The following is a 20,125-nucleotide window of genomic DNA, read 5'->3' as shown; positions in this document are numbered from 1 at the left end:
TAAAAGTTTGCATAAAAATTTTTAAACAAAGGAGGATTGAATGAGCCTCCGAAACAAAAAAACCTTTTGTCTTTTTGAAGAAGAGGAAATGCTCTTAGAGGAGGTTTCTTCAGAAAATTTCTGGCTACCTGAAGAAGAGGAAAAAAGGTCTGGAGTTAAAGACGAAGACCCTATAAAGATTTATTTTAAGGAAGTTTTTTCTCATAAACTTCTTACCAAAGAAGATGAAATAAGGATAGGAAGGACTATAGAAGAAAAGGAAAGGGAGATATTGAGTGAGGTCCTCAGTTATTATGCTACTACTGCCAAGTTTTTTCATCTGGTTATTCAATCAGAAAGACATGGCAAGTTAGGACTGCTTTTTAAGGACTGTGATGAATTACAAAAACATAAAGAAAATTTTGAACATTGGATACAAAGTTTAAAACAAAACTTAAGTGACATTTTAGAGTCTTTTAACTCTCATGGTGTTAAACCTGAGCTTTTGGAAAAGACCATAGAACTTGTTTATCAAGTAAGGCCAAGCAAACTGCTGTTAGATGAGCTTTGTTGTGAGATTTTGGAAACCTATCACAGGACTAACAACCTAAACAGATTAAAAAACAAACTGCAAACTAAATACGAGATCAAGCCTATCACGATAGAAAAAATTTTTTCAGTTAACGGAAGACAGATTAATTTTCTCCGTTTAGCAAAAAGATTTTCCATCGATAAGATAGATTTAGACAAGCTGGTAAAAGAAGTAAACGAACATTGTAAGTTTATGAAGCATTTTGATGAATTCTTTGGAGAGCCCTTAGAGAAGGTATACCAAAGTGGAGAAAAGATTTTTAAAGCCTGTCAAGTTATAAAGGCCTGCAAAGAGGAGTTGGTAAAATCTAATCTTAGGCTTATCATTTCTATAGCCCGCAAGTATTCTCCTAAAGGGATGTTTCTTTCTGATTTAATCCAGGAAGGAAACATAGGTCTTCTTAAAGCCATAGAAAAATTTGATTACCGAAAAGGATTTAAGTTTAGCACCTATGCAACCTGGTGGATAAGACAGTCTATCACCAGGTATCTGGCAGAAAATACCAGGACCATAAGGATCCCCCTTCATATAATAGAAACTATATACAAAATAAGTAAGCTTATTTCTAACAAGTTTTATCAAGAATATGGTAGAGATCCAACTTTAGAAGAACTTTCTAAGGAGACAGGCCTTTCTATAGAAAAACTTAACTACATCTTCAAAATTATGAAACAACCTATTTCTCTGGAAACTAACATAGGAGAAGAAGACGATTCTACACTAAGAGATTTCATAGAAGACCAGAAAGCTTTAAAACCTGATGAAATTACCTTTAACCAAGCTCTATCAGAAAAAGTAAGAGAACTTCTAAAGAGTTTGTCCCCCAGGGAGGAAAAAATTATAAGGCTAAGGTTTGGAATAGGTGAAAGAGAATCCTACACTTTAGAGGAGGTTGGAAACAAGTTTGGGGTTACTAAAGAAAGGATCAGACAGATAGAAAACATCGCCCTGCGTAAACTTAAACATCCTCAAAGGATAAAGTTTTTAAAGAATTTTCTTATTTATAGTTCTTAACGTATGGATGTTGAGAAAAAGATTCTTTCTGTTATCCAAAAAGATTTTCCCTTAGAAAATAGGCCCTTTTTACGTTTAGCTGAAAAGGTTGGTTTAGAAGAAGATTTTTTTTTAGAAAAAGTTAGAGAGTTGCAAGAAAAGAGAATAATAAGACAGGTTTCTGCAGTTTTTAACCCTTCTTTTTTTGGACATAGGTCTGGGCTTTTTGCCTTAAGGGCTAAGGAAGAAAACCTTATTCAGACAATAGAGATCATAAACAGCCATCAAGGGGTAAGTCATAACTACTTAAGATCTCATGATTACAACCTTTGGTTTATTCTGGTAGTGCCCCCAGGAAAAGACCTTTTGACTGAAGCAGACAACCTTTGTAAGCGATGCCAAATAGAAGATTTTTTGTTTTTACCTGCTTTAAGGGTTTTTAAAATATCTACGGTTTTAGAGGTAGAAGGTTACGAAAACGAAAAAAACGAAGAGATAGGGTTTCAAAAGCAAACAGAGGAAAGTTTTTCAGAAAAAGATGTTTGGTTTGTCAAACATCTTCAAGAGCCTCTTCCTTTGATAAAAGAGCCTTTTAAACCTATAGCTGAAAAACTTGGTGTTAGAGAAGAAGAGATTTTTTCTTGGTTGATGGAAGTCCAAAAACAAGGTGGTTTAAGAAGGTTTGGGGCTTTGGTAAAACATGACCGTTTAGGATATAAAACCAACGTCATGGTAGCCTGGAAGGTACCTCAAAAGAAGATAGAAAGTTTTGTTAAGGAAGTTACCAACAAAACCTTTATCACACATTGTTATGAAAGAAAGACCTATCCTTTTTGGGATTATAACCTGTATACGATGTGTCATTTTAAGAACGAGGAGGAAAGAAGGTTGATAGAAGAACTGGCTCAAAAGATAGATATCACCGAATATCTTATGCTTACTACACTAAAAGAATTAAAAAAGGTTAGGTTAAAACTTTTTTATGACGATGTTTTTACCGCATAAAGTAAGAATAGAGATATCTTAAGCTTATAAAAAGTACCAACGCTGTTATGATAACCCTTATAAGCTTTTGAGGCATTCTTTTTTGGGCTTTAGCTCCTAAATATAGTCCAGCTGCTCCTCCTAAACCTAAAAGAGCTCCAAGCGCCCAGTCTGGTGGATTCCCTCCAAAGGTAAAAACCAATACTCCCACGACTGAGGTTAAACAAGTTCCAAAAAGAGTGGCCCCAGCAAACACGTAAGGAGGTAGGTGAAAAAACCCAAGCAAGATAGGGGCCATCAACGCCCCTCCTCCTATCCCATAAATACCACCTATAATCCCTATAAAAAAAGCAACCAGAGATATAGCTAAAGAACTTACTTGGTAGGTTTTATGGTCATAGATGAATGCTAAGGTTTTCCAGTTAAACTGGAGAAGTTTTGGAGGTTCTGGAGAAAAAGAGGCATCTTTTTTAGGAGGAAATATGATATCATAAAGAAGCTTTAAGCTTATTACCAAAAGTACAGCTCCAACCAAAAGCTTAAATCTTAATAGCTCCTGAAAAAAGGCTATTCTTAAAAAATATCCTATAATCACACCAGGTAAGGTGCCTATGGAAATTATTAAGGTTAAAGGATAGAAAAAACGTCTTTCTTTCCAGTACCTATAGACCCTGAAGGGAATGGCAAACACGTTAAAAAGATGGTTGGTTGCACTAACCGCAGGAGTGGTAAACCTAAGGATACTTATCTGAAAAGGTAAAAGTAAAAAAGCACCGCTTATTCCTCCAGAGGCAGAGAAAAAAGAGATAACAAAAGCTACTAAGGGAGGTATTAGAATAGAGGTGGTTACCCCTGAAGTCTTAAAGGTTACAACCCAAGGTAAAGAGGTCAACAAAAGGTCTAAGAAGTTATCCATTTTCATAATAAAACCTCAATCGTTGATATCTTGCTTTACAGTCAGAATACCAAGAGGCTTGTTGTGGTCCTAATTCTAAAGCTTTTTGATAGTTTTTTAAGGCTAAAGAAGATTGTTTTTGAGTTTCATAAACCCTGCCTTTATAATAATAAGAAATCCCGTTAAAAGGAATAAGCTGGGAGGCCTTTTCTAAGTAAACAAGGGAATTACTTAATTCCCCTATCTTGAAGCAGGAAATACCTGCGATTAGCTGAGCTGAGAAAAAGTTAGGGTCTATTTCTACAGCTTTTATGGCATAGTTTTTTGCACTCTCAAAATCTTTCTTTTCTAACCTGATAGAAGCTAAATAAACTAAAGCTACAGTGTTTTGAGGATATAAACTTAAGGCTTCTTTAAAATAAGCTTCTGCTGAATTGAGGTTCTTTTTCTTGTACTCAGCCTTACCTTTGGATACTTGTTGGTAAGAAGGTTTAGTGGTAACCAACAAGTTTTTTATTTTTTGAAATTTTTCGGTGTCAGAGATAAAGGCACCAGAGGGTTTAAAGGTGTTGATATAGTTTTGAGCTTCTTTAATTCTCGTTTCAGGTAAGGGGTGGGTAGAAAGCCATTCCGGAGGGCGTTCTTTTTGCATCTGCTTAAACTTTTCAAAGACCTCTATCATGCCTTGCGGAGAAAATCCTGCTTTATAGGCAAAGAGAAAACCATAGTAGTCTGCCTCTTTTTCTTGATCTCTACTAAACTTAAGCTGGAGTAGTGAAGCAGACACAGCCCCCAATCTTAACAAGATTTCTCCTGTAAGGTCTTGTGGGACTAACAGGCTTCCTATTTGAAGAAGAAAGTTTAGGGCCAGCTGTTTTTCCAACATTTTTACATGATGTTTAGCGGTTATATGTCCTATTTCATGTGCTAAAACTCCTGCAAGCTGACTTTCTTTGTCTAAGGTTAAAAGTAGACCTCTGGTAACTATCACCGGACCTCCTGGTAGAGCAAAGGCATTTACCACGTCAGAGTTTACTACATAGAATTTATAAGGGAGCTTTCTTTCAGAAAACCTGGCAAGCCTTTGTCCTAAACCTGATATATACTCTTGCACCATTTTCTCAGGATAAAGCCCATCATATTCATTTATAGCAGGATAGACATATAGGTTCCCTAATTCTATCTCTTTTTCTTCAGGAATTAAGTTTAAAAAAGGTCCGTTAGAGTTGGCACAACCAGAAACAAAAAGCACCAAAAACAGGTAAATGGTTGTTAAAAATTTTTTTAAAAACATGTCTTTTGTACTTTTAATCATAAAAAATTGGTTTAAAATTAAAAACTTTTAAAAAAACTTCGAAACAAGGCACAACTCAAAAAGTTAATTACTAATAAACATATTATAAAAATTAAAGTTTGATAAGTCAACGACAAATTTTACTAAAAAATAAAGAATAAACAAAAAAATTTAAAGCTTTTAGGGTTTTAATCAGGTTATTATTAGATAATTAAAAATTTTTCAAAATTTTACAGGAAAAATCTTGACAAAATTTTTTTCTGATATATTTTAAAAGCCGACTTAAGGTTTAATATAACTTAGGTTAGGGGGGATATAAAGATGAAAGAAATGGAAAAGTTTGAGTATGGTTTTGGGCAGCATCTGGTGATAGATGGTTATGGTGCTAATAGAGATAAGCTTATGAATTTAGATTTTATATATAATTTCCTTAGTAAATATCCTGAAGAGATAGAAATGACCAAGATTATGCCTCCCTATGTGTTTAAATATTATGCTCCTGTGCCTGAGGACTGGGGTATTTCTGGGTTTGTTATCATCGCAGAAAGTCATATAAGCATCCATACCTTTCCAGAGAAGCTTTATCTCAGTATCGATGTATTTTCCTGTAAACCTTTTGATGCTGACAAGGTTATCAGTGATGTTACCCAAATTTTTGAAATCCAAAAGAGTGAGATAAAGTTCTTTGACAGAGGGCTTGAGTTCCCTCGTTCTATCAGGGCAGTAGAAAAATTTATCAAGATGGAAAGAAAGGACCTTATAATATAGGTTTATGAAAATTTCTTTTTTAGGGCTACCTGACCATCCTCAGGCCAAGGTAGCCCTTATCCCAGCTCCTCTCGAGTATTCTACCTCTTGGAAAAAGGGCACAAAAGAAGCTCCTTTAGAAATCCTTAAAGTAAGTCCTAACATGGAGTTTTTTGACGAAGAATATTTTTTAGACCCTTCAGAAAAGATAGGTTTTTTTACCTATCCGGTAGAGGAGTTATCCTTTGACCCTGAAGAGGCGCTAAAAGAGATATCCCAAAAAGTAGAAGAAACCCTTAGCTTTAACAGATTTCCGATTGTTATCGGAGGAGAACATACGGTTACTTTAGGAAGTATAAGGGTTTTAAAAGAGAGTTTTCCCGGGTTAAAGGTGGTTCATCTTGACGCTCATTTAGACCTTAGAGACCGATATAACCAGAGTTCATTCACCCATGCTACAGTTATGAGAAAGATTTATGAACTTGGCGTTCCTGTTTTGAGCATAGGAATTCGTACCCTATGTAAAGAAGAGTATGAGTTTATAAAACAGGAAAACTATCCTATCATTTGGGCTAAAGATATAAAGGTTGATTTTAAAGAAGGCCTTAGAAAGGTAGAAAATTTTGTTAAAGATAGTTATATTTTTCTTAGTTTTGATATGGATGTGTTTGACCCTGCGTTTGCTCCTGGGGTTGGAACCCCTGAGCCAGGAGGGATTGATTGGTGGGAAGCGTTAACCATCCTTAAAACCCTGGTAAAACATCGGTTGATAGGTATGGATTTGGTTGAGGTAAAGCCAGACCCTGTAAATCCTGTTACAGAATATTTAGCAGCTAAACTTATTTTTAAGGTAGCTGTGTATTTAGCCGCTAAAAATGAAGGACTTTTATAGTAGATATGCTAACTTTCTTTTTGAGGTAGCCTTTCTCAAAAGAGTAGAAAGGACAGGATATCCCTATCTTGGTACAGGGCATGAAAATGTAGCCTCTCACTCCTTCGGGGTGGCTTTTATTGCCTGGATACTTTCAGAGCTTGTGGAAGAAAAAGTAGATAAAGAAAAACTTTTTAAAATGGCCTTACTACATGACCTTCCAGAGACAAGGACCGGAGATTTTAATGCTTTAAATAAGCTTTACAACCAAACTGACGAAAAAAAGGCGCTTGCAGACGCCTTTCAGGGTATCCCTTTAAGTGAGGAAGTTCTTAATCTATGGAAGGAATATAGAAGCTTAGCCTCTTTAGAGGCAAGACTGGTTCATGACGCAGACATAATCGACCTTATTATACAGCTTAAAGAACAAAGAGACCTTAATAACCCTTATGCTCAAAAATGGATCGATTATGCTAAACCAAAGTTAATCACCGAGGTGGCTAAAACTCTGGTTGAAACTATTTTAGAAACTGATTGGTGTAGCTGGTGGTATAACTTTTTGATAAAAAACAATGACCTCTACCGTAAAAAACACCAACGATAACCTCTGCACTCGTTGTGGCAAATGTGTTCCTCATTGCCCAACTTACAGGGTTTTTAGGTCTGAGGCTTATTCTCCGCGAGGTAGGTTATTTCTTTTTCAAAAAAGAATACCTCATCAATCTCTTGAGGTTTGTTTGTTCTGTGGAAAATGTGAAAGGGTGTGCCCTAACAGGGTTGGTTTTGTAGAATCAGGCCTTGAGCTTATAAAGGATAAAAAAGAACCCATAATTTTGAAAGAAGCCTTTGGCCTTATAGGGGGTCATCCCCTGCAAACCCTCTCTAAACTTCGGTTTTTAGACAGGTTTGACAAGATATTATCAGAAAAAGGTAAAGTTAGCCCTAACAAGATCTATTCTTTTAAAGAAAATCAGGGAAAGCCAGATTTATTGGTTTATTTTTCTTGTGACTTAAAGCATTTTTATCCTCAGGTTTTAGAAAAATTTTTAAGTTTGCTAATGAAGAAAGGAGTAAATGTTTGGGTAGTTGAAGAATCTGAATGTTGTGGGGCTCACTTTTTTAGCTTGGGATTCCCCTCTTTGGTAAAACAAAGGGCATTAAAAAACCTTAAGGTTTTGCAAGAAGTAACTTCTCCTGTGGTTTTTTTCTGTGCTACCTGTCTCTGGATGTTTAAAAAGGTCTATCCTAAGTTTTTCGAAGGCACCTCTTATGAAAAGGATTTTTTAGACTTAGCTAAAAGAGGAATTTCTGCCTATAAAGCTCTTTCTTTCTTGGGAGAAGAAGAGTTAAAGGTTTTAGCTGAGAGATCAAAGGATAGTTCCGTTCTTTTTCATCTTCCTTGCCACTTGACAGAAGAGTTTTCTTTGGTAAAAAATAAAATAAGGGTAAGTGAGTTTTGTTGTGGTTCCCCAAAGATTTCTCTTTATTGGGAAGGTTTTCCGGAAAAATATAAACGGGTTTGGATTCAGAAACTAACAAAGGTAAAGGTTGTTGCCACATTTTGTGCCGGTTGTTTTCTTAATTTTAACATGGTATTAAGCTCACCTCCTCAGATAAAGCATTGGTTAGAGTTGTTATGAGTGTCTATCCCTCTTACCTTAAACTGATGGAAACCGGAGAGATAGATAAAAGGATAGAAATTCTTTATGCCAAGCTTGAAAGTTGTGACCTTTGTCCCAATCGGTGTGGGGTTAACAGGCTCAAGGGAGAAAGAGGTTTTTGCAAGGTTTTAGATAAGCCTATGATTTCAAGTTATGGCCCTCATTTTGGAGAAGAAAGACCTCTGGTAGGGGAAAACGGTTCAGGAGCTATCTTTTTTACTTACTGCAATATGGCTTGTGTTTATTGCCAGAACTGGGAAATCAGTCATTTAGGAGAAGGGGACGTATTAGGAGTAGAGGATTTAGCAAAGATCATGATTATCCTTCAGGTCTGGGGCTGTCATAACATCAACTTGGTTACACCTACCCATCAAGTCCCTTTTATCGTAAAGGCTATAAAGTTAGCAGCAGAAATGGGTTTACAGCTTCCGATAGTCTATAACTGCGGAGGTTATGAATCCTTAGAGACTTTAAGATTATTGGAAGACATAGTAGATATTTACATGCCTGATATCAAATATCTGGATGATAAAATTGCTTTAAAACTTTCTAAAGTAAAAAACTACTCTTCTGTGGTAAGGGAAGCTGTAAAAGAGATGCATAGACAGGTAGGAGACTTGGTGATAGAAGGGAGTATAGCAAAGAGAGGTTTGATCGTAAGGCACTTAGTTTTACCTGAAGATGTCTCTCAAACAGAAGAGGTGATTAAGTTTATCGCTGAAGAGGTTTCAAAGGATACTTACTTTAACCTTATGGATCAGTACAGACCTTGTGGAGATGCCTGGAAATATCCTCCCCTTGATAGAAAGATTACCCAAGAGGAATGGAAAAGAGCCTTAAGTTGGGCAAAAAAGTATGGGCTTAAGCGTCTTGATGATCGCAGGGCAAGGTTTTGGGATCTGTAAGGTTGTATATGTCTGAGGGTTTAAAGATTTTTGCTGTTGGAGACATTCACGGGTGTCTGGAAAGTTTAGAAGCCTTGCTGGAAATATTGCCGATTAACTGGGGAAAGGATCTGTTGATTTTCTTAGGTGATTACATAGACCGAGGAGAGAATCCGAGAGGGGTGGTGGAAAAAATTATAACCTTAAAAAAGAAGTATCCAGAGCATGTAATCGCCCTTAAAGGAAACCACGAGTTGATGTTTGAATGGTTTTTAGAGGGGAAAAACGTGGAACTTTTTCTCTATAACGGAGGAGATACCACCGTTAGTCAGTATTATAATTCAGAAAAACGAATGGTTGAGCTTCCTTTAGAACATCAGATTTTTTTTCAGGAATTAAGGTTGTTTTTTGAGGCTGGAGATTACTTGTTTGTGCATGCAGGGATAAATCCTTATAAGAGTTTAAAAGATCAAACAGAAGAAGATTTTTTATGGATAAGAGGGATTTTTTATGAGTCAAAAAAGGTTCTACCTCAAACAGTAGTTTTTGGTCATACCCCTTTTTCAACTCCATTTTTAGGTCCTAAAAGAATAGGTATAGACACAGGTTGTGTGTATGGAGGTTTTCTAACGGCGGTTATGTTACCAGACATACAATTTTTTCAGGTAAAATGTAAAAGTAGGAGGTAGCCATGTCGAAAGACGATGGAGACAGAAAACTTTCTTGGCGAGAGATAGACAAACTAAAATCTCAAAGTGGTTTAAGTAAAATCAGAAAAAAACTGGAAAGAAAAGATAAGGCTTCCTCTGGGATAGACAATAAAAACAAGCAAAAATACTTGAAAGAGCTTGATAAACTTTTTGTAGATAAAGAAGAGCTGGAAAAACAGAGTTTTTTAGACCGTTTACACCAGCAATATGGAAACAAGAATTTCAAAAAATTAGCCAAAGAGTTTGTGGAAAGATATGGGTTGCCTGAAGATTGGCGGACCCTTATGCTTTTTTTAGACCTGGACGACAAAAATTTGGTAATCAAAACCTTAGAAAAAATAAAGGAACTTTTTCCTCAAAGGACTACCACAGAAAAACAGGGTATGCTTTCTAAGCTTAAAACGTTGGTGCTTACTTCTAAGGATGAAACCATAAGTTTTAAGATAGAAGCTCTTTTAAAGGAGCTTTCTCTTTGATTAAGGAATACATCGAAGAATTTTTGTCTTACCTTTTGGCAGTAAAAAACGCTTCTTTCAACACGGTTGTTTCATATGGGTATGATCTGAAAGACTTAGAAGAGTTTTTACAAAAAAAAGGCGGGTTAAATGTAAAAAACATAGGCAATCTTAACGAATACTTAGAGTATTTGAAGACCAAAGGTTATAATCCTTTTACCGTGGCAAGAAAGCTTTCAAGCCTTAGGAGTTTTTTAAAATTTCTACAGGTAGAAAAGGGACTTAACGTAGGTTCGGATTGGTTTGAAAATCCTAAACTTCCGATGAGACTCCCTAAGGTATTAAGTATTGACGAGACAGAAAGGTTGTTGTTTCAACCAGACCTGACCCATCCGTTAGGATATAGGGATAGGACGATGCTTGAGGTAATGTATGCCACAGGCATCAGAGTTTCTGAATTGGTAGAACTAAAGATCAAGGATTTCAACCTTGAGTTAGGTTTTTTAAGGGTTATGGGTAAGGGTGGAAAAGAGAGGCTTGTTCCGATGGGAGATTATGCCCTTGAGTTTTTAAAAAGCTATCTTTATAACATAAGGCCTTTGTTTGCCAACCCTAAAAGTAAAGACTATGTGTTCTTAAACCGAAGGGGAGGTCCTCTTACCAGACAAAGGTTTTGGCAGATAATTAAGGAATATGCCTTAAAAGCCGGGATAGACCCTGAAAAGGTTTCTCCTCATGTGTTAAGACATTCCTTTGCTTCTCATCTCCTGCAAGGAGGAGCAGATTTAAGAGCCCTTCAACTTATGCTTGGACATAGTAGCTTAGCTACTACCCAGATTTATACTCACTTAGACTACAATAGGCTTAAAGAGGTTTATGACAAACATCACCCAAGGGCCTAAGGTTTATCCTGTTGATTTCGAAGATTTTTTAGATTTTGTGGCTAAGGAAAGGGAAACCAAAGAATTTTTGGATAGACTCAGGGAATTAGCCAAAAAAAGAGGGGAATTTTTGTATTTTGCAGGAGGGGTGGTAAGGGATTACCTCCTTTCTAAAAAAGGTAAACTAAACCCTCAAAGTTCTAAAGATTTTGATATCGTTTTAGAGGGAAACTTAGAGGAGTTTTTACAGGAACTAAACGGAGACCTAAAAAAAGAAATTCTGTTAAAGTCTCAATTTTTTACCTACAAAGTAAGGTTTTTTTTAGACGGAGAACCTCTGGAGGTGGACTTTATCACAGCAAGAAGAGAGGTTTATGAAGAAATTGCCCAGCTTCCTAAGGTTTTTCCTTCTAATTTTATGGACGACCTTTTAAGAAGGGATTTTACGATAAATGCTTTAGCCATAGGGCTTTCTGCTCCTTATGAAGGGCTTTTGCTTGACCCATTAGACGGTAAAAATGATCTTGAAGCTTCTCTTGTTAAACCTTTGCACCACGACTCGTTTGTGGAAGATCCTACCCGTATTTTTAGGGGGATAAGGTACAAAGTAAGGCTTGGATTTGATTTTTCTGAGGAGTTTTATCAGGCTTTAGAGGCTTGTTATCAAAAGGAGGGTCTAAAAAAGCTTTCTTCTGCAAGGTTGGCAAATGAGCTGAGACTTTATTTGTTTAAAGAAGGGGAAGATATTCTGTTAGAGCTCCTTGAAACTACTTATCAGCTTGGGGTTTTTGAAAAGGCAGGGCTTGAGGTAGCCAGGGAAAATTTTCCGTTGTTTTGTGAGGTGTTAAAAGAGGTAAAAGAAGAGTTTAGTCCTAAAGAAAGGGAAAAGGTTTATTTTTTAGGGATGGTTGAAAGCTTAAGTGGTTTAGAGAGATTAGGTTTTAGTGAGGTTGAGATTACAAGGATTGAAAGTCTTCTACATAACTTTAGAGGATTTTATCATAAAATAAACCGATTGAGCTTAAAAGAAAGGTTAGAGTGGTTTGATAAAGTTCGGAGGGAGTATCTTTGTGCCTTTGCTGTTATTTTCCCTGAACTTAAAGAAGAAATCCTTCGGTATTTAAAGATTTATTCTAAGGTTAGACCAGAGTTAAACGGTGAAGATTTGAAAAAATTGGGGTTTAAACCAGGAAAAGAGATAGGAGAACTTTTAAAAATCCTTCGTTTAAAGAGGGTAGAAGGAACGGTTAAAACTAAAGAAGATGAAATAGAGTTTTTAAGAAAGTTTTTGGTTAAAAATGAGTAGTAAATTTTGTTTTTTTTATTAAAATTATCGTATAGATTAAAAAACTAAGGTTTATATGAGGCTTAAAAAGAAGATTTTGATCTGGCTTTTTATTCAACTTTTTTTGTTCTTAGTTTTAAGTTGGGGGATTTATTCGGGTTTTTTTAAAAAAGTTTTATTTGAAATAGAAAAAAACTGGATTGCTTCAACAAGTATAGAAGTAATAAGATACCTTGAAGCAGAGAAAAAGAGAGTTGAACTTTTAACCAGAGATTGGGCGGTTTGGGATGAGGCATATAAATTTTTACAGGGTGAAACCACTGCTTTTGTCAAGTCAAACCTAAACATAGAATCCTATGAAAACAACAAACTTTCTGTGATCGTCTATCTTTATCCTGACGGAAGGGTAAAGGCAGGAGGCTTTTTTGATAAGAAAATCAAACAGATCATACCTATAGACCCTTTATGGTTAGAGGAACACTATCGCTATTATCGTTCTCTTTACAAAGAGATAACCTTAACTTCTGTTTATAACGCGTTTTCTTTTTATAAAAACGTTCCATCTATAGTCAGTTTTTATCCTGTAAGTGACTCAGAGGGCATAAAGCCACCTGTAGGGATTTTGGTTATGGTTTATCCTTTAGACGAAGAGAAGGTAGATTTGATTAAAAACATTTTTGTGCTTAGTGAACTACGTTTTGTCCCTTCTAAGGGTAGAAAGGTCGAGAATAGCATTAAATTCGATGAAAGAGGGTTTTATGAGGTTGTCACCACACTTAGAGATTTCTTTGGTAATCCTCTGGCTATGAGTTTTACTGCTCCAAGAAAGTTGATGTTTGAAAAATATCTTTGGGAGTTTATCCTGATACAAGCCTTGTTTTTAGCACTTATTTTCGGAATATACTATTTTCATATGATGAGAGTGTTAAAAAGAATACATTATGTAAAAGAGGAAATAGAACAGCTTGTGGAGGGTAGAAAAGAAAAGGTTACTTTAAAAGGAGAAGATGAGCTTGTTGAGCTGGTAGCACATTTTAACGAAGTTTATTTGCTTTTAAAACGTCAGCTTGAAGAGATAAACCAAGCTACAAAGATCTATCAGCTGATAGCAGAACGGTCTAACTTAGTGGTTGCGGTATTTGATGAAGAAAAAAATTTGATATATGCAAACAGTTTGTGGAAAAACTTGATGGACGATAAATCTTTATCTTCTTTTATATTTTTGATGGATTCAAAGGATTTAGAGAGGGGTGAGAGTTTTGAGTTTTGTTTAAAAGCAAAAAGTGGAAAAGAGGTATGTTTCAGCTTTGAGATAATTCCTATTAAAGAATACAGTCTGTATTACTTAGTGATAGGACATGATGTCTCTTACTTTAAAGAAAGGGTGGAACAACTTTTTGATATAGCAACCAAAGATCAACTTACAGGACTTTATAACAGGGTATATTTAAAGGATGTTAGCAAACGGATTTTCGAGTTGGTAAAGAGAGGGCAAAACTACTGTTTACTTTTTATGGATGTAAATTATCTAAAGGAGATAAACGATCAGTTTGGTCACTTGGTAGGAGATGAATATTTAAAAGTTATAGCTGAGGTAATAAAGAAAAATACTCGGGCAGAGGACATTGCTGTTAGATGGGGAGGGGACGAATTTCTTTTAATTCTTAGAGCAGACCTTGAAGGGGTAAAAAAATTAGCTGAAAGAATTTTACAGGAGGTAAAAAAAATCCGCATCAAAGCAAACGGAAAAGAGGTGGTAGGGTCTGTTAGTATAGGGATTATTAAGATAGAGCCAGATAGGGAGTTAGAGGAGTTGTTGCTTAAAGTAGACCAGGCACTTTACAAAGCCAAGTTTGAAGGAAGAGGGGTTATTAAGGTATTGAGTTGATGTCTACAAAGTATTCATATTCGATAGGTAAACGTCTTTTTTTTATTTTAACATTACTTTTGGTGGTGTTAAGTTTAGGAACTGCTGGTTATATGGTAATCGAGGAGATGTATTTTTTGGATGCTTTATACATGACGGTTATAACCTTAGCTACCGTGGGTTTTAGAGAGGTCAAAGAGCTTAGTGAAGTAGGTAAAGTTTTCACCATCGTTCTTATTGTCATGGGTTTTGGAGTTTTTACCTATGCAGCCACATCCGTTGCACAAATTTTGATAGAGGGAGAGCTAAAAGATGTTTTTAACGAAAGGAGAAGAAGAAAGATGTTAGAAAAACTTAAGGGTCATTACATCATCTGTGGTTATGGAAGGATGGGAAGGATTATTGCAAAAGAACTTAAGGCTAATGGGCAGGAAGTGGTGGTGATAGAAAAACATCTTGACCCAAGGGAAGAAGGGTTTTTATTCGTGATAGGAGATGCCACCAAGGATGAGATACTTAAAGAAGCGGGTATTGAGAAGGCTAAGGGGCTTGTATCAGTCCTTTCTTCAGATGCCGATAATCTTTATGTGGTGTTAAGTGCCAGGGCTTTAAACCCTGACCTTTTTATCATAGCCAGGGCTGCAGAAGAGTCAGCCAGAAAGAAACTAAAGATAGCAGGGGCAAACAAAGTGGTATGTCCTTATCATATAGGCGGTTTAAGGATGGCACACACACTCTTAAAGCCTAACGTGGTTGATTTCTGGGAGTTTATAACAAGCTCAGAATATCTAAAGATTGACATAGAAGAGATTTATGTATCAGAAAAATCTTCTTATGCAGGTAAGACACTGAAGGAAGCGGAAATAGGCAAGATTTTTGGAGTGATGATCGTAGGGATAAAAAGAGGAGAAGGAAAGATAGAGTTTAATCCTTCTGCAGAAAGCTACATCCTGCCTGGAGACATTCTTTTAGCCATAGGACCTCCAGAGAAACTTGAATTGCTTGAGAGAGAGATGACTAATGGGTAGAAAGGAGTTGATTAAAAATTTGGTTGTGATTTTAACTTTAACCTTCTTTTTGTCTTCTTGTACCCTGAAAGAACGTTTTCAGGAGTTTAAGGAAGACAACGTAGAACGTGTTAAGGTACTTCTTTCAAACCTTCCTTTGGTAAGAAAATATGTCTCTCTTTATCCTCCTCCCAAAGAGCTTTATCAAGAGATAAAAGGGATGGTAGAATGGATAAAAGGGGCCAAAGTGCCTGACCTTTACAAAGAAGAGCAGAAGACTGTTTTAAAAGAGTGGGAAAGGATAGAAGAATATTACAAAAAGAAGTATTATAAAAGATGTGGAAGAGAATTGAAAAGATTTAAACCTAAGGTAGAAACCTTAAAAAACAAGCTTGAAACCTACCGAGAAACTTTGAAAAGAGAGGCGATGCAACGATATCAAGCTGTGGAACAAAAGGCTAAAGAGATATTAAAAAGTAAAAAAGGAGAAGAGAGGTTAAGGATAGAGCTTTATTTGTGGAAACTAAGGTCTTTGATGGCTTTAGAAGATTATGAAAAGTTTTACCAAGAGATAGAACATGCCCCTTTCTAAACAGCCTAACTTTTTAAAGAATCTTTTATGGATTTTTATTGCCTCAGGTGGTTTTGTAGGGTTTTTACCTGTTTGTCCTGGGACTTTGGGAGCTTTAACCGGGCTTATATATTTTTGGTTGATCAAACAGGCTGACCGGTTAACTCAAATTTTCTTAACTTTGAGTCTTACAATCTTAGGGGTTTTATCCAGTCATTTATCAAGTAAAATCGTTAGACAGAAAGACCCAGAATTTGTGGTGATAGACGAGATAGCAGGTATGTGGTTTTCCTTGATCGGCAAACATAGCTTGTTTGAGTTTATTTTAGCCTTTGTGATTTTCAGGGTTTTAGACATCAAAAAACCATTCTTTATCGGCAGATTAGAGGCTTTTCCTGGAGGATGGGGTATTATGTTAGACGATCTGTTGGCAGGGATCCTTACCAATGTTATCGTAACTTTGTTAATCTATGTTGTCAAATTTTCTGGTTTGATATAAACTTATCTCTAAGATGAAAGGTGCCTTAGTCTTTATCGGAGATGAGCTGGTTTCTGGGGTGGTGGTAAACACCAATATTATCGTTGCTACCAGGGAACTTTCTTCTCATGGCTTTCAGGTTAGAGAAATAGTAACCATCCCTGACGATCTATCTCTGGTGAAATCTTATTTACAGGATCTGGCTGTTAAGTATTCTTTTTTGGTTTTGTCTGGTGGGCTTGGACCTACAGATGATGACCTGACTAACCAGGCTGTGGCTGATGCTTTAGGGCTTAATTTAATTGAAAATCAGGAAATTTCTAAGGCTATAACAGATTCTAAAGAATATGCCAGTTCTCAAGAAATAGCCAGAAAAATGTCTCTGCTTCCTGAGGGTGCGGTGCCTTTAGCAGATAACTTAACGATGGCAGGATATCTTTTAGACTTTAAAGAAAAACTTATTTTTGTTTTGCCTGGAGTACCTCATCAGTTTGAATATCTTTTAACCCAAAAGGTGCTACCACTTTTATCTCAGAGGTTTAAGGCGGAAGGTTTAGAGTTATCTAAATCTTTGCGATTTTTTGACCTAAATGAAACAGACCTTAATTTATTTTTAAATTTATTTTTAAAAGATTATACTTTAAATGCTCAAGACTTAAAGATAGGATACTATCCCCTTTGGCCTGAGGTTAAGTTGGTGGTTAGGAGTAAAAATCAAGGCCTATTGTCAGAGGTAATATCTGAGCTAAAAAAAAAGTTTAGGGTTTCCTTAGTAAGTGAGGAAGATTTGTCTTTGGTAGAAGTGGTTGGGAGTCTTTTGATAGAACGAGGAAAAAAGGTAGCGGTTGCCGAATCCTGTACAGGAGGTATGTTGGCTTCTCTTTTAACCTCAGTTGCAGGGAGTTCTAATTATTTTGAAAGAGGTTGGGTGACCTATAGTCCTGAGAGTAAAATGGACCTACTTGGGGTAAAAAAGGAGCATATAGAACAGTTTGGGATGGTTAGTTATCAAGTGGCCTTAGATATGGCAGAGGGAGTGAGAAGACAGGTAAAGGTAGACTTTGCTATCGGAATTACAGGTTATGCAGGCCCTGGAGGAGGTACTTCTGAAAACCCGGTGGGAACAGTCTACATAGGACTTGCTTATCAAAACAAGGTTAAGGCTTTTAATTTTGGATTTTATGGTTTAGGAAGAAGAGAGGTTCAGTTGATAAGTAGTTATACTGCTTTAGATATGTTAAGGAGGCTTATCCTATATGATGAGAGTTTTCTTAGGTATAGATTTGCCCTCGGAGTTGAAGAAAGGTCTTGCTGATTTAGAAAAAGTTAAACAACCAGAGGGTCTTAGGACTAAATGGGTAGAACTGGAAAATTTTCATCTTACCTTAGTTTTTTTCGGAGAAATAGGGGCTAACCTTTTGGAAAGGTTGGTTAAGTCTGTAGAAAAGGTGGCTACCCAACATCAAAGTTTTGTTTTATCCATAGATAAACTTGGGTTTTTCCCTGAAAAAGGCAATCCCAGGGTGGTTTGGATAGGGGTTAAAGAAGATTCAGGGACTTTGTTTAAACTGGTAGAAGATTTACATAAAGCCTTTAAAAAATTTAAGTTAGGCCTTGATCAAAGGTTTCATCCCCATATCACCCTATTTAGGATAAAAGAAATAAAAGATAAGGCAGTCTTTGAAGACTACTTTAAGAACCTTTACAAACAGGCTGAAAAGCTTGAAGGTATAAGGTTCCCTGTAAGAAAGATTGATTTTTTTGAGAGCAACCTAACCCCTAAAGGTCCTGTCTATAAAATCTTTAAGGAGGTAGGACTAAAGGTATGAAAAAAGACCTTCCCTGTAGTCCACCTTCCCAGTTAGAGGCTTTACAAAATGTCATCCTTTGTGTCTATAAAGGTATCATTAAGCTTGCTTTTAATTTAGCCATCATCATTTTGATCATAAGTTTAGGTATAGGAATTTTAAAGACCGTTAAAGACCTTACCTTTGTTTTTACTGAACCTACCGTTAGGGCAAGTTTTAAAGATCTGGTAACCAACGTATTGAGTTTGATAGTTGTACTCGAATTGATAAGGGCTTTTGTAGATTATTTTGAACACGAGGCAGTGAGTATGGAAATCCTGATAGAGGTTTTGATAGCCTTCTTGATAAGAGAATTTATGATACATCTTTTTGAAGGGAAGGCCACAGGGTTTGAGGTTTTTTGGTGGGCTTTTGCCATCGTTTTGGTGGTAGTGAGCAGGTTTATTTTAATAATATATAAGGGAATAAAAATTTTTAAAAAACCTCGGATTAGCTCTTTACAGGAATAAGCATGTCGTTGAAACCAAAGGTTTTAGTTTTATTAGTTTTATGTTTAACCTTGAGCTTTGGAGTGGTGATTTCATTATATGGAACTTCTTCAAAACAGCGTCTTTCTAAAGATTATGGAGATGCCCTGGTTATAGGAGCTATAGCTGATGCCAGCGTGATGGTGCCTATGATAGCCACAGATGTTATGAGTCATACGATAGGGGGGCATCTATTTTTGGGAGTGGTTAAATACGGACCTGACCTTAATCTTGTAGGTGACCTGGCTGAAAGGTATGAAATATCGGAGGATCAAAAAACTTTTACCTTCTATTTAAAAAAAGGGGTTAAGTGGAGTGATGGGGTTGAGGTTACAGCAGAGGATGTAGCTTTTGGTTACCGGTTGATTACTGACCCTAAGATACCTACTCCCTATGCCAGCGATTTTCTTGAGGTAGAAAAGTTTGAGGTGCTTGATCGTTATACCTTTAGGGTTACCTATAAAAGGCCTTTTGCTTTAGCTCTTTCTTCTTGGGGTAACTTGGTGGTTCTTCCGAAACATCTGCTTGAGGGAAAGGACCTTGATTATTTAAAAAATGTTTTTGGAAGAAATCCCATCGGTAATGGCCCTTTTACGTTGGTACGATGGAAGACTCAGCAGGAAATTGTTTTAAAAGCTAATCCTCTTTACTATAAAGGTAGACCTTATTTAAACTATCTTATCTATCGTATCATCCTTGACCCTACAACCCTTTTTATGGAGCTCCGTTCTGGAGGTATAGACTGGATTTCTATGACCCCTCTTCAATACTTAAAACTTCAGAGGGAAAAAATAGAAAAATATTTCCATATCTATAAATATCCTGCTTTTTCCTTTACTTACATAGGGTATAACTTGGCTCATCCGATTTTTAGAGACAAAAGGGTAAGAAAGGCTTTGTGTTATGCGATAGATAAACAAAAGATAGTAAAGGGGGCGCTTTTAGGTCAGGGGATACCGGCTTATGGTCCTTATAAACCTGATGCTTGGTTTTACAACCCAACGATAGAAAAAAGTTGTCCTTATGATCCTCAAAAGGCTTTAAATCTACTTTTAGAAGCAGGTTTTAAGAAAAACGAAAAAGGTTGGTTAGAAAAGGACGGTAAACCCTTTGAGTTTACCCTATTGGTTAATCAAGGTAATCTTCCAAGGCTTCTTGCCGCTCAGATTGTCCAGCAAGAGCTTTCAAAAATAGGGATAAAGGTAAAGATACGAACCTTAGAATGGACAACCCTTATCCATCAGTTTATAGATAAAAGAAGGTTTGAAGCAGTTATCTTGGGTTGGTCTACTGGCCCAGACCCAGACCTTTACGACATTTTCCATTCTTCTAAAACGGTCTCTCCTGGGTTAAATTTTGTGGGATATGCTAATCTTGAACTTGATCGTCTTTTAGAACAAGGAAGATATACTTTAGACGTTAAAAAAAGAAAAAAAATCTATTTTAAAGTGCAAGAGATCTTGGCTGAAGACCAACCATATACGTTTCTTTATATACCTATGAGTTTAGAAGCTATCAGCTCAAGGGTTCAGGAGGTGAAAACCTCAGCCATAGGGGTAGGGTATAACTTAGAAGAATGGTGGGTTCCTAAAGAAAAACAAAAATACTTGATACCATAAAAAAAAGAGGCATGAGT

At 36.4% G+C, this 20,125-nt stretch carries 21 protein-coding genes; 19 read left to right on the top strand and 2 right to left on the bottom strand.

Annotated elements, in window-relative coordinates; translation table 11 throughout:
• Positions 1-40: 40 nt before the first annotated feature.
• Together G580_RS10945 and ahbA are read left to right on the top strand one after the other, a co-directional pair.
• Positions 41-1,585, top strand: a complete 1,545-nt coding sequence (locus tag G580_RS10945; protein WP_051173030.1) for an RNA polymerase sigma factor RpoD/SigA — start codon at positions 41-43, stop codon at positions 1,583-1,585.
• Positions 1,586-1,588: 3 nt separating this feature from the next.
• Positions 1,589-2,569, top strand: a complete 981-nt coding sequence (gene ahbA / locus G580_RS0103365) for a siroheme decarboxylase subunit alpha (RefSeq protein WP_028841048.1) — start codon at positions 1,589-1,591, stop codon at positions 2,567-2,569.
• Here ahbA and G580_RS0103360 read toward each other — a convergent pair.
• A complete protein-coding gene (locus G580_RS0103360; protein WP_245542835.1) occupies positions 2,559-3,470 on the bottom strand; it encodes a sulfite exporter TauE/SafE family protein in 912 nt (303 codons plus the stop codon). The two genes, ahbA and G580_RS0103360, sit on opposite strands and share 11 nt — an antisense overlap.
• The gene (locus tag G580_RS0103355; RefSeq protein ID WP_038041461.1) at positions 3,457-4,737 is read right to left on the bottom strand and encodes a beta-barrel assembly-enhancing protease; all 1,281 of its coding nucleotides are present in this window, start codon (positions 4,735-4,737) and stop codon (positions 3,457-3,459) included. Before G580_RS0103355 ends, G580_RS0103360 begins: the two co-directional genes overlap by 14 nt.
• Before the next feature lie 330 nt (positions 4,738-5,067).
• On the opposite strand from G580_RS0103355, the gene speD reads away from it, so the two are divergent.
• The 17 genes from speD to G580_RS0103270 are packed head-to-tail and all read left to right on the top strand — an operon-like array spanning position 5,068 to position 20,108.
• On the top strand, positions 5,068-5,505 hold the full coding sequence (gene speD / locus G580_RS0103350) for an adenosylmethionine decarboxylase (RefSeq protein ID WP_038041459.1): 438 nt from the start codon (positions 5,068-5,070) through the stop codon (positions 5,503-5,505).
• A gap of 4 nt (positions 5,506-5,509) precedes the next feature.
• Positions 5,510-6,376, top strand: a complete 867-nt coding sequence (gene speB, locus G580_RS0103345) for an agmatinase (RefSeq protein ID WP_028841044.1) — start codon at positions 5,510-5,512, stop codon at positions 6,374-6,376.
• A complete protein-coding gene (locus G580_RS0103340) occupies positions 6,360-6,959 on the top strand; it encodes an HD domain-containing protein (protein ID WP_028841043.1) in 600 nt (199 codons plus the stop codon). Before speB ends, G580_RS0103340 begins: the two co-directional genes overlap by 17 nt.
• Positions 6,928-7,995 (top strand): (Fe-S)-binding protein, encoded by a 1,068-nt coding sequence (locus G580_RS0103335; protein ID WP_028841042.1) that lies wholly within the window; start codon positions 6,928-6,930, stop codon positions 7,993-7,995. The genes G580_RS0103340 and G580_RS0103335 overlap by 32 nt, the downstream gene beginning before the upstream one ends.
• Positions 7,992-8,921 (top strand): radical SAM protein, encoded by a 930-nt coding sequence (locus G580_RS0103330; RefSeq protein ID WP_028841041.1) that lies wholly within the window; start codon positions 7,992-7,994, stop codon positions 8,919-8,921. Before G580_RS0103335 ends, G580_RS0103330 begins: the two co-directional genes overlap by 4 nt.
• Before the next feature lie 8 nt (positions 8,922-8,929).
• Complete coding sequence (locus G580_RS0103325; RefSeq protein WP_038041444.1) at positions 8,930-9,589, top strand: metallophosphoesterase family protein; 660 nt, start codon at positions 8,930-8,932, stop codon at positions 9,587-9,589.
• Between the two features lie 2 nt (positions 9,590-9,591).
• Positions 9,592-10,086 carry a hypothetical protein gene (locus G580_RS0103320; protein ID WP_028841039.1) on the top strand — a complete coding sequence of 165 codons (495 nt, stop codon included), beginning with the start codon at positions 9,592-9,594 and terminating at the stop codon, positions 10,084-10,086.
• The gene (gene xerD / locus G580_RS0103315; RefSeq protein ID WP_245542834.1) at positions 10,083-10,967 is read left to right on the top strand and encodes a site-specific tyrosine recombinase XerD; all 885 of its coding nucleotides are present in this window, start codon (positions 10,083-10,085) and stop codon (positions 10,965-10,967) included. Before G580_RS0103320 ends, xerD begins: the two co-directional genes overlap by 4 nt.
• Positions 10,942-12,252 (top strand): tRNA nucleotidyltransferase/poly(A) polymerase family protein, encoded by a 1,311-nt coding sequence (locus G580_RS0103310; protein WP_028841037.1) that lies wholly within the window; start codon positions 10,942-10,944, stop codon positions 12,250-12,252. The genes xerD and G580_RS0103310 overlap by 26 nt, the downstream gene beginning before the upstream one ends.
• A 55-nt stretch (positions 12,253-12,307) precedes the next feature.
• Positions 12,308-14,119: a sensor domain-containing diguanylate cyclase gene (locus tag G580_RS0103305; RefSeq protein ID WP_028841036.1), complete on the top strand. Its 1,812-nt coding sequence runs from the start codon at positions 12,308-12,310 to the stop codon at positions 14,117-14,119.
• Positions 14,119-15,126, top strand: coding sequence for a potassium channel family protein (locus tag G580_RS0103300; RefSeq protein ID WP_051173027.1), 1,008 nt, complete (start codon positions 14,119-14,121; stop codon positions 15,124-15,126). The genes G580_RS0103305 and G580_RS0103300 overlap by 1 nt, the downstream gene beginning before the upstream one ends.
• The gene (locus G580_RS0103295; protein WP_028841034.1) at positions 15,119-15,697 is read left to right on the top strand and encodes a hypothetical protein; all 579 of its coding nucleotides are present in this window, start codon (positions 15,119-15,121) and stop codon (positions 15,695-15,697) included. Before G580_RS0103300 ends, G580_RS0103295 begins: the two co-directional genes overlap by 8 nt.
• Positions 15,684-16,175 carry a phosphatidylglycerophosphatase A family protein gene (locus G580_RS0103290; protein WP_038041442.1) on the top strand — a complete coding sequence of 164 codons (492 nt, stop codon included), beginning with the start codon at positions 15,684-15,686 and terminating at the stop codon, positions 16,173-16,175. Before G580_RS0103295 ends, G580_RS0103290 begins: the two co-directional genes overlap by 14 nt.
• Positions 16,176-16,188: 13 nt before the next feature.
• Positions 16,189-17,469, top strand: a complete 1,281-nt coding sequence (locus tag G580_RS0103285; protein ID WP_028841032.1) for a nicotinamide-nucleotide amidohydrolase family protein — start codon at positions 16,189-16,191, stop codon at positions 17,467-17,469.
• Complete coding sequence (gene thpR / locus G580_RS0103280; protein WP_083960788.1) at positions 17,411-17,983, top strand: RNA 2',3'-cyclic phosphodiesterase; 573 nt, start codon at positions 17,411-17,413, stop codon at positions 17,981-17,983. Before G580_RS0103285 ends, thpR begins: the two co-directional genes overlap by 59 nt.
• The gene (locus G580_RS0103275) at positions 17,980-18,471 is read left to right on the top strand and encodes a phosphate-starvation-inducible PsiE family protein (protein ID WP_051173025.1); all 492 of its coding nucleotides are present in this window, start codon (positions 17,980-17,982) and stop codon (positions 18,469-18,471) included. Before thpR ends, G580_RS0103275 begins: the two co-directional genes overlap by 4 nt.
• Before the next feature lie 2 nt (positions 18,472-18,473).
• The gene (locus G580_RS0103270) at positions 18,474-20,108 is read left to right on the top strand and encodes a peptide-binding protein (protein ID WP_156874775.1); all 1,635 of its coding nucleotides are present in this window, start codon (positions 18,474-18,476) and stop codon (positions 20,106-20,108) included.
• Positions 20,109-20,125 lie beyond the last annotated feature (17 nt).

This window comes from Thermodesulfobacterium hveragerdense DSM 12571 (assembly GCF_000423845.1).
Classification (GTDB): domain Bacteria; phylum Desulfobacterota; class Thermodesulfobacteria; order Thermodesulfobacteriales; family Thermodesulfobacteriaceae; genus Thermodesulfobacterium; species Thermodesulfobacterium hveragerdense.
Note: the sequence above shows the minus strand (reverse complement) of the source record. Positions and strands in the feature narration are given on the sequence as shown.

Excerpts from the sequence above, each read along its gene's own strand:
- G580_RS10945 (WP_051173030.1), top strand. The coding sequence starts at position 41 with ATGAGCCTCCGAAACAAAAAAACCTTTTGTCTTTTTGAAGAAGAGGAA.
- ahbA (WP_028841048.1), top strand. The coding sequence starts at position 1,589 with ATGGATGTTGAGAAAAAGATTCTTTCTGTTATCCAAAAAGATTTTCCC.
- G580_RS0103360 (WP_245542835.1), bottom strand. The coding sequence starts at position 3,470 with ATGAAAATGGATAACTTCTTAGACCTTTTGTTGACCTCTTTACCTTGG.
- G580_RS0103355 (WP_038041461.1), bottom strand. The coding sequence starts at position 4,737 with ATGTTTTTAAAAAAATTTTTAACAACCATTTACCTGTTTTTGGTGCTT.
- speD (WP_038041459.1), top strand. The coding sequence starts at position 5,068 with ATGGAAAAGTTTGAGTATGGTTTTGGGCAGCATCTGGTGATAGATGGT.
- speB (WP_028841044.1), top strand. The coding sequence starts at position 5,510 with ATGAAAATTTCTTTTTTAGGGCTACCTGACCATCCTCAGGCCAAGGTA.
- G580_RS0103340 (WP_028841043.1), top strand. The coding sequence starts at position 6,360 with ATGAAGGACTTTTATAGTAGATATGCTAACTTTCTTTTTGAGGTAGCC.
- G580_RS0103335 (WP_028841042.1), top strand. The coding sequence starts at position 6,928 with ATGACCTCTACCGTAAAAAACACCAACGATAACCTCTGCACTCGTTGT.
- G580_RS0103330 (WP_028841041.1), top strand. The coding sequence starts at position 7,992 with ATGAGTGTCTATCCCTCTTACCTTAAACTGATGGAAACCGGAGAGATA.
- G580_RS0103325 (WP_038041444.1), top strand. The coding sequence starts at position 8,930 with ATGTCTGAGGGTTTAAAGATTTTTGCTGTTGGAGACATTCACGGGTGT.
- G580_RS0103320 (WP_028841039.1), top strand. The coding sequence starts at position 9,592 with ATGTCGAAAGACGATGGAGACAGAAAACTTTCTTGGCGAGAGATAGAC.
- G580_RS0103310 (WP_028841037.1), top strand. The coding sequence starts at position 10,942 with ATGACAAACATCACCCAAGGGCCTAAGGTTTATCCTGTTGATTTCGAA.
- G580_RS0103305 (WP_028841036.1), top strand. The coding sequence starts at position 12,308 with ATGAGGCTTAAAAAGAAGATTTTGATCTGGCTTTTTATTCAACTTTTT.
- G580_RS0103300 (WP_051173027.1), top strand. The coding sequence starts at position 14,119 with ATGTCTACAAAGTATTCATATTCGATAGGTAAACGTCTTTTTTTTATT.
- G580_RS0103295 (WP_028841034.1), top strand. The coding sequence starts at position 15,119 with ATGGGTAGAAAGGAGTTGATTAAAAATTTGGTTGTGATTTTAACTTTA.
- G580_RS0103290 (WP_038041442.1), top strand. The coding sequence starts at position 15,684 with ATGCCCCTTTCTAAACAGCCTAACTTTTTAAAGAATCTTTTATGGATT.
- G580_RS0103285 (WP_028841032.1), top strand. The coding sequence starts at position 16,189 with ATGAAAGGTGCCTTAGTCTTTATCGGAGATGAGCTGGTTTCTGGGGTG.
- thpR (WP_083960788.1), top strand. The coding sequence starts at position 17,411 with ATGATGAGAGTTTTCTTAGGTATAGATTTGCCCTCGGAGTTGAAGAAA.
- G580_RS0103275 (WP_051173025.1), top strand. The coding sequence starts at position 17,980 with ATGAAAAAAGACCTTCCCTGTAGTCCACCTTCCCAGTTAGAGGCTTTA.
- G580_RS0103270 (WP_156874775.1), top strand. The coding sequence starts at position 18,474 with ATGTCGTTGAAACCAAAGGTTTTAGTTTTATTAGTTTTATGTTTAACC.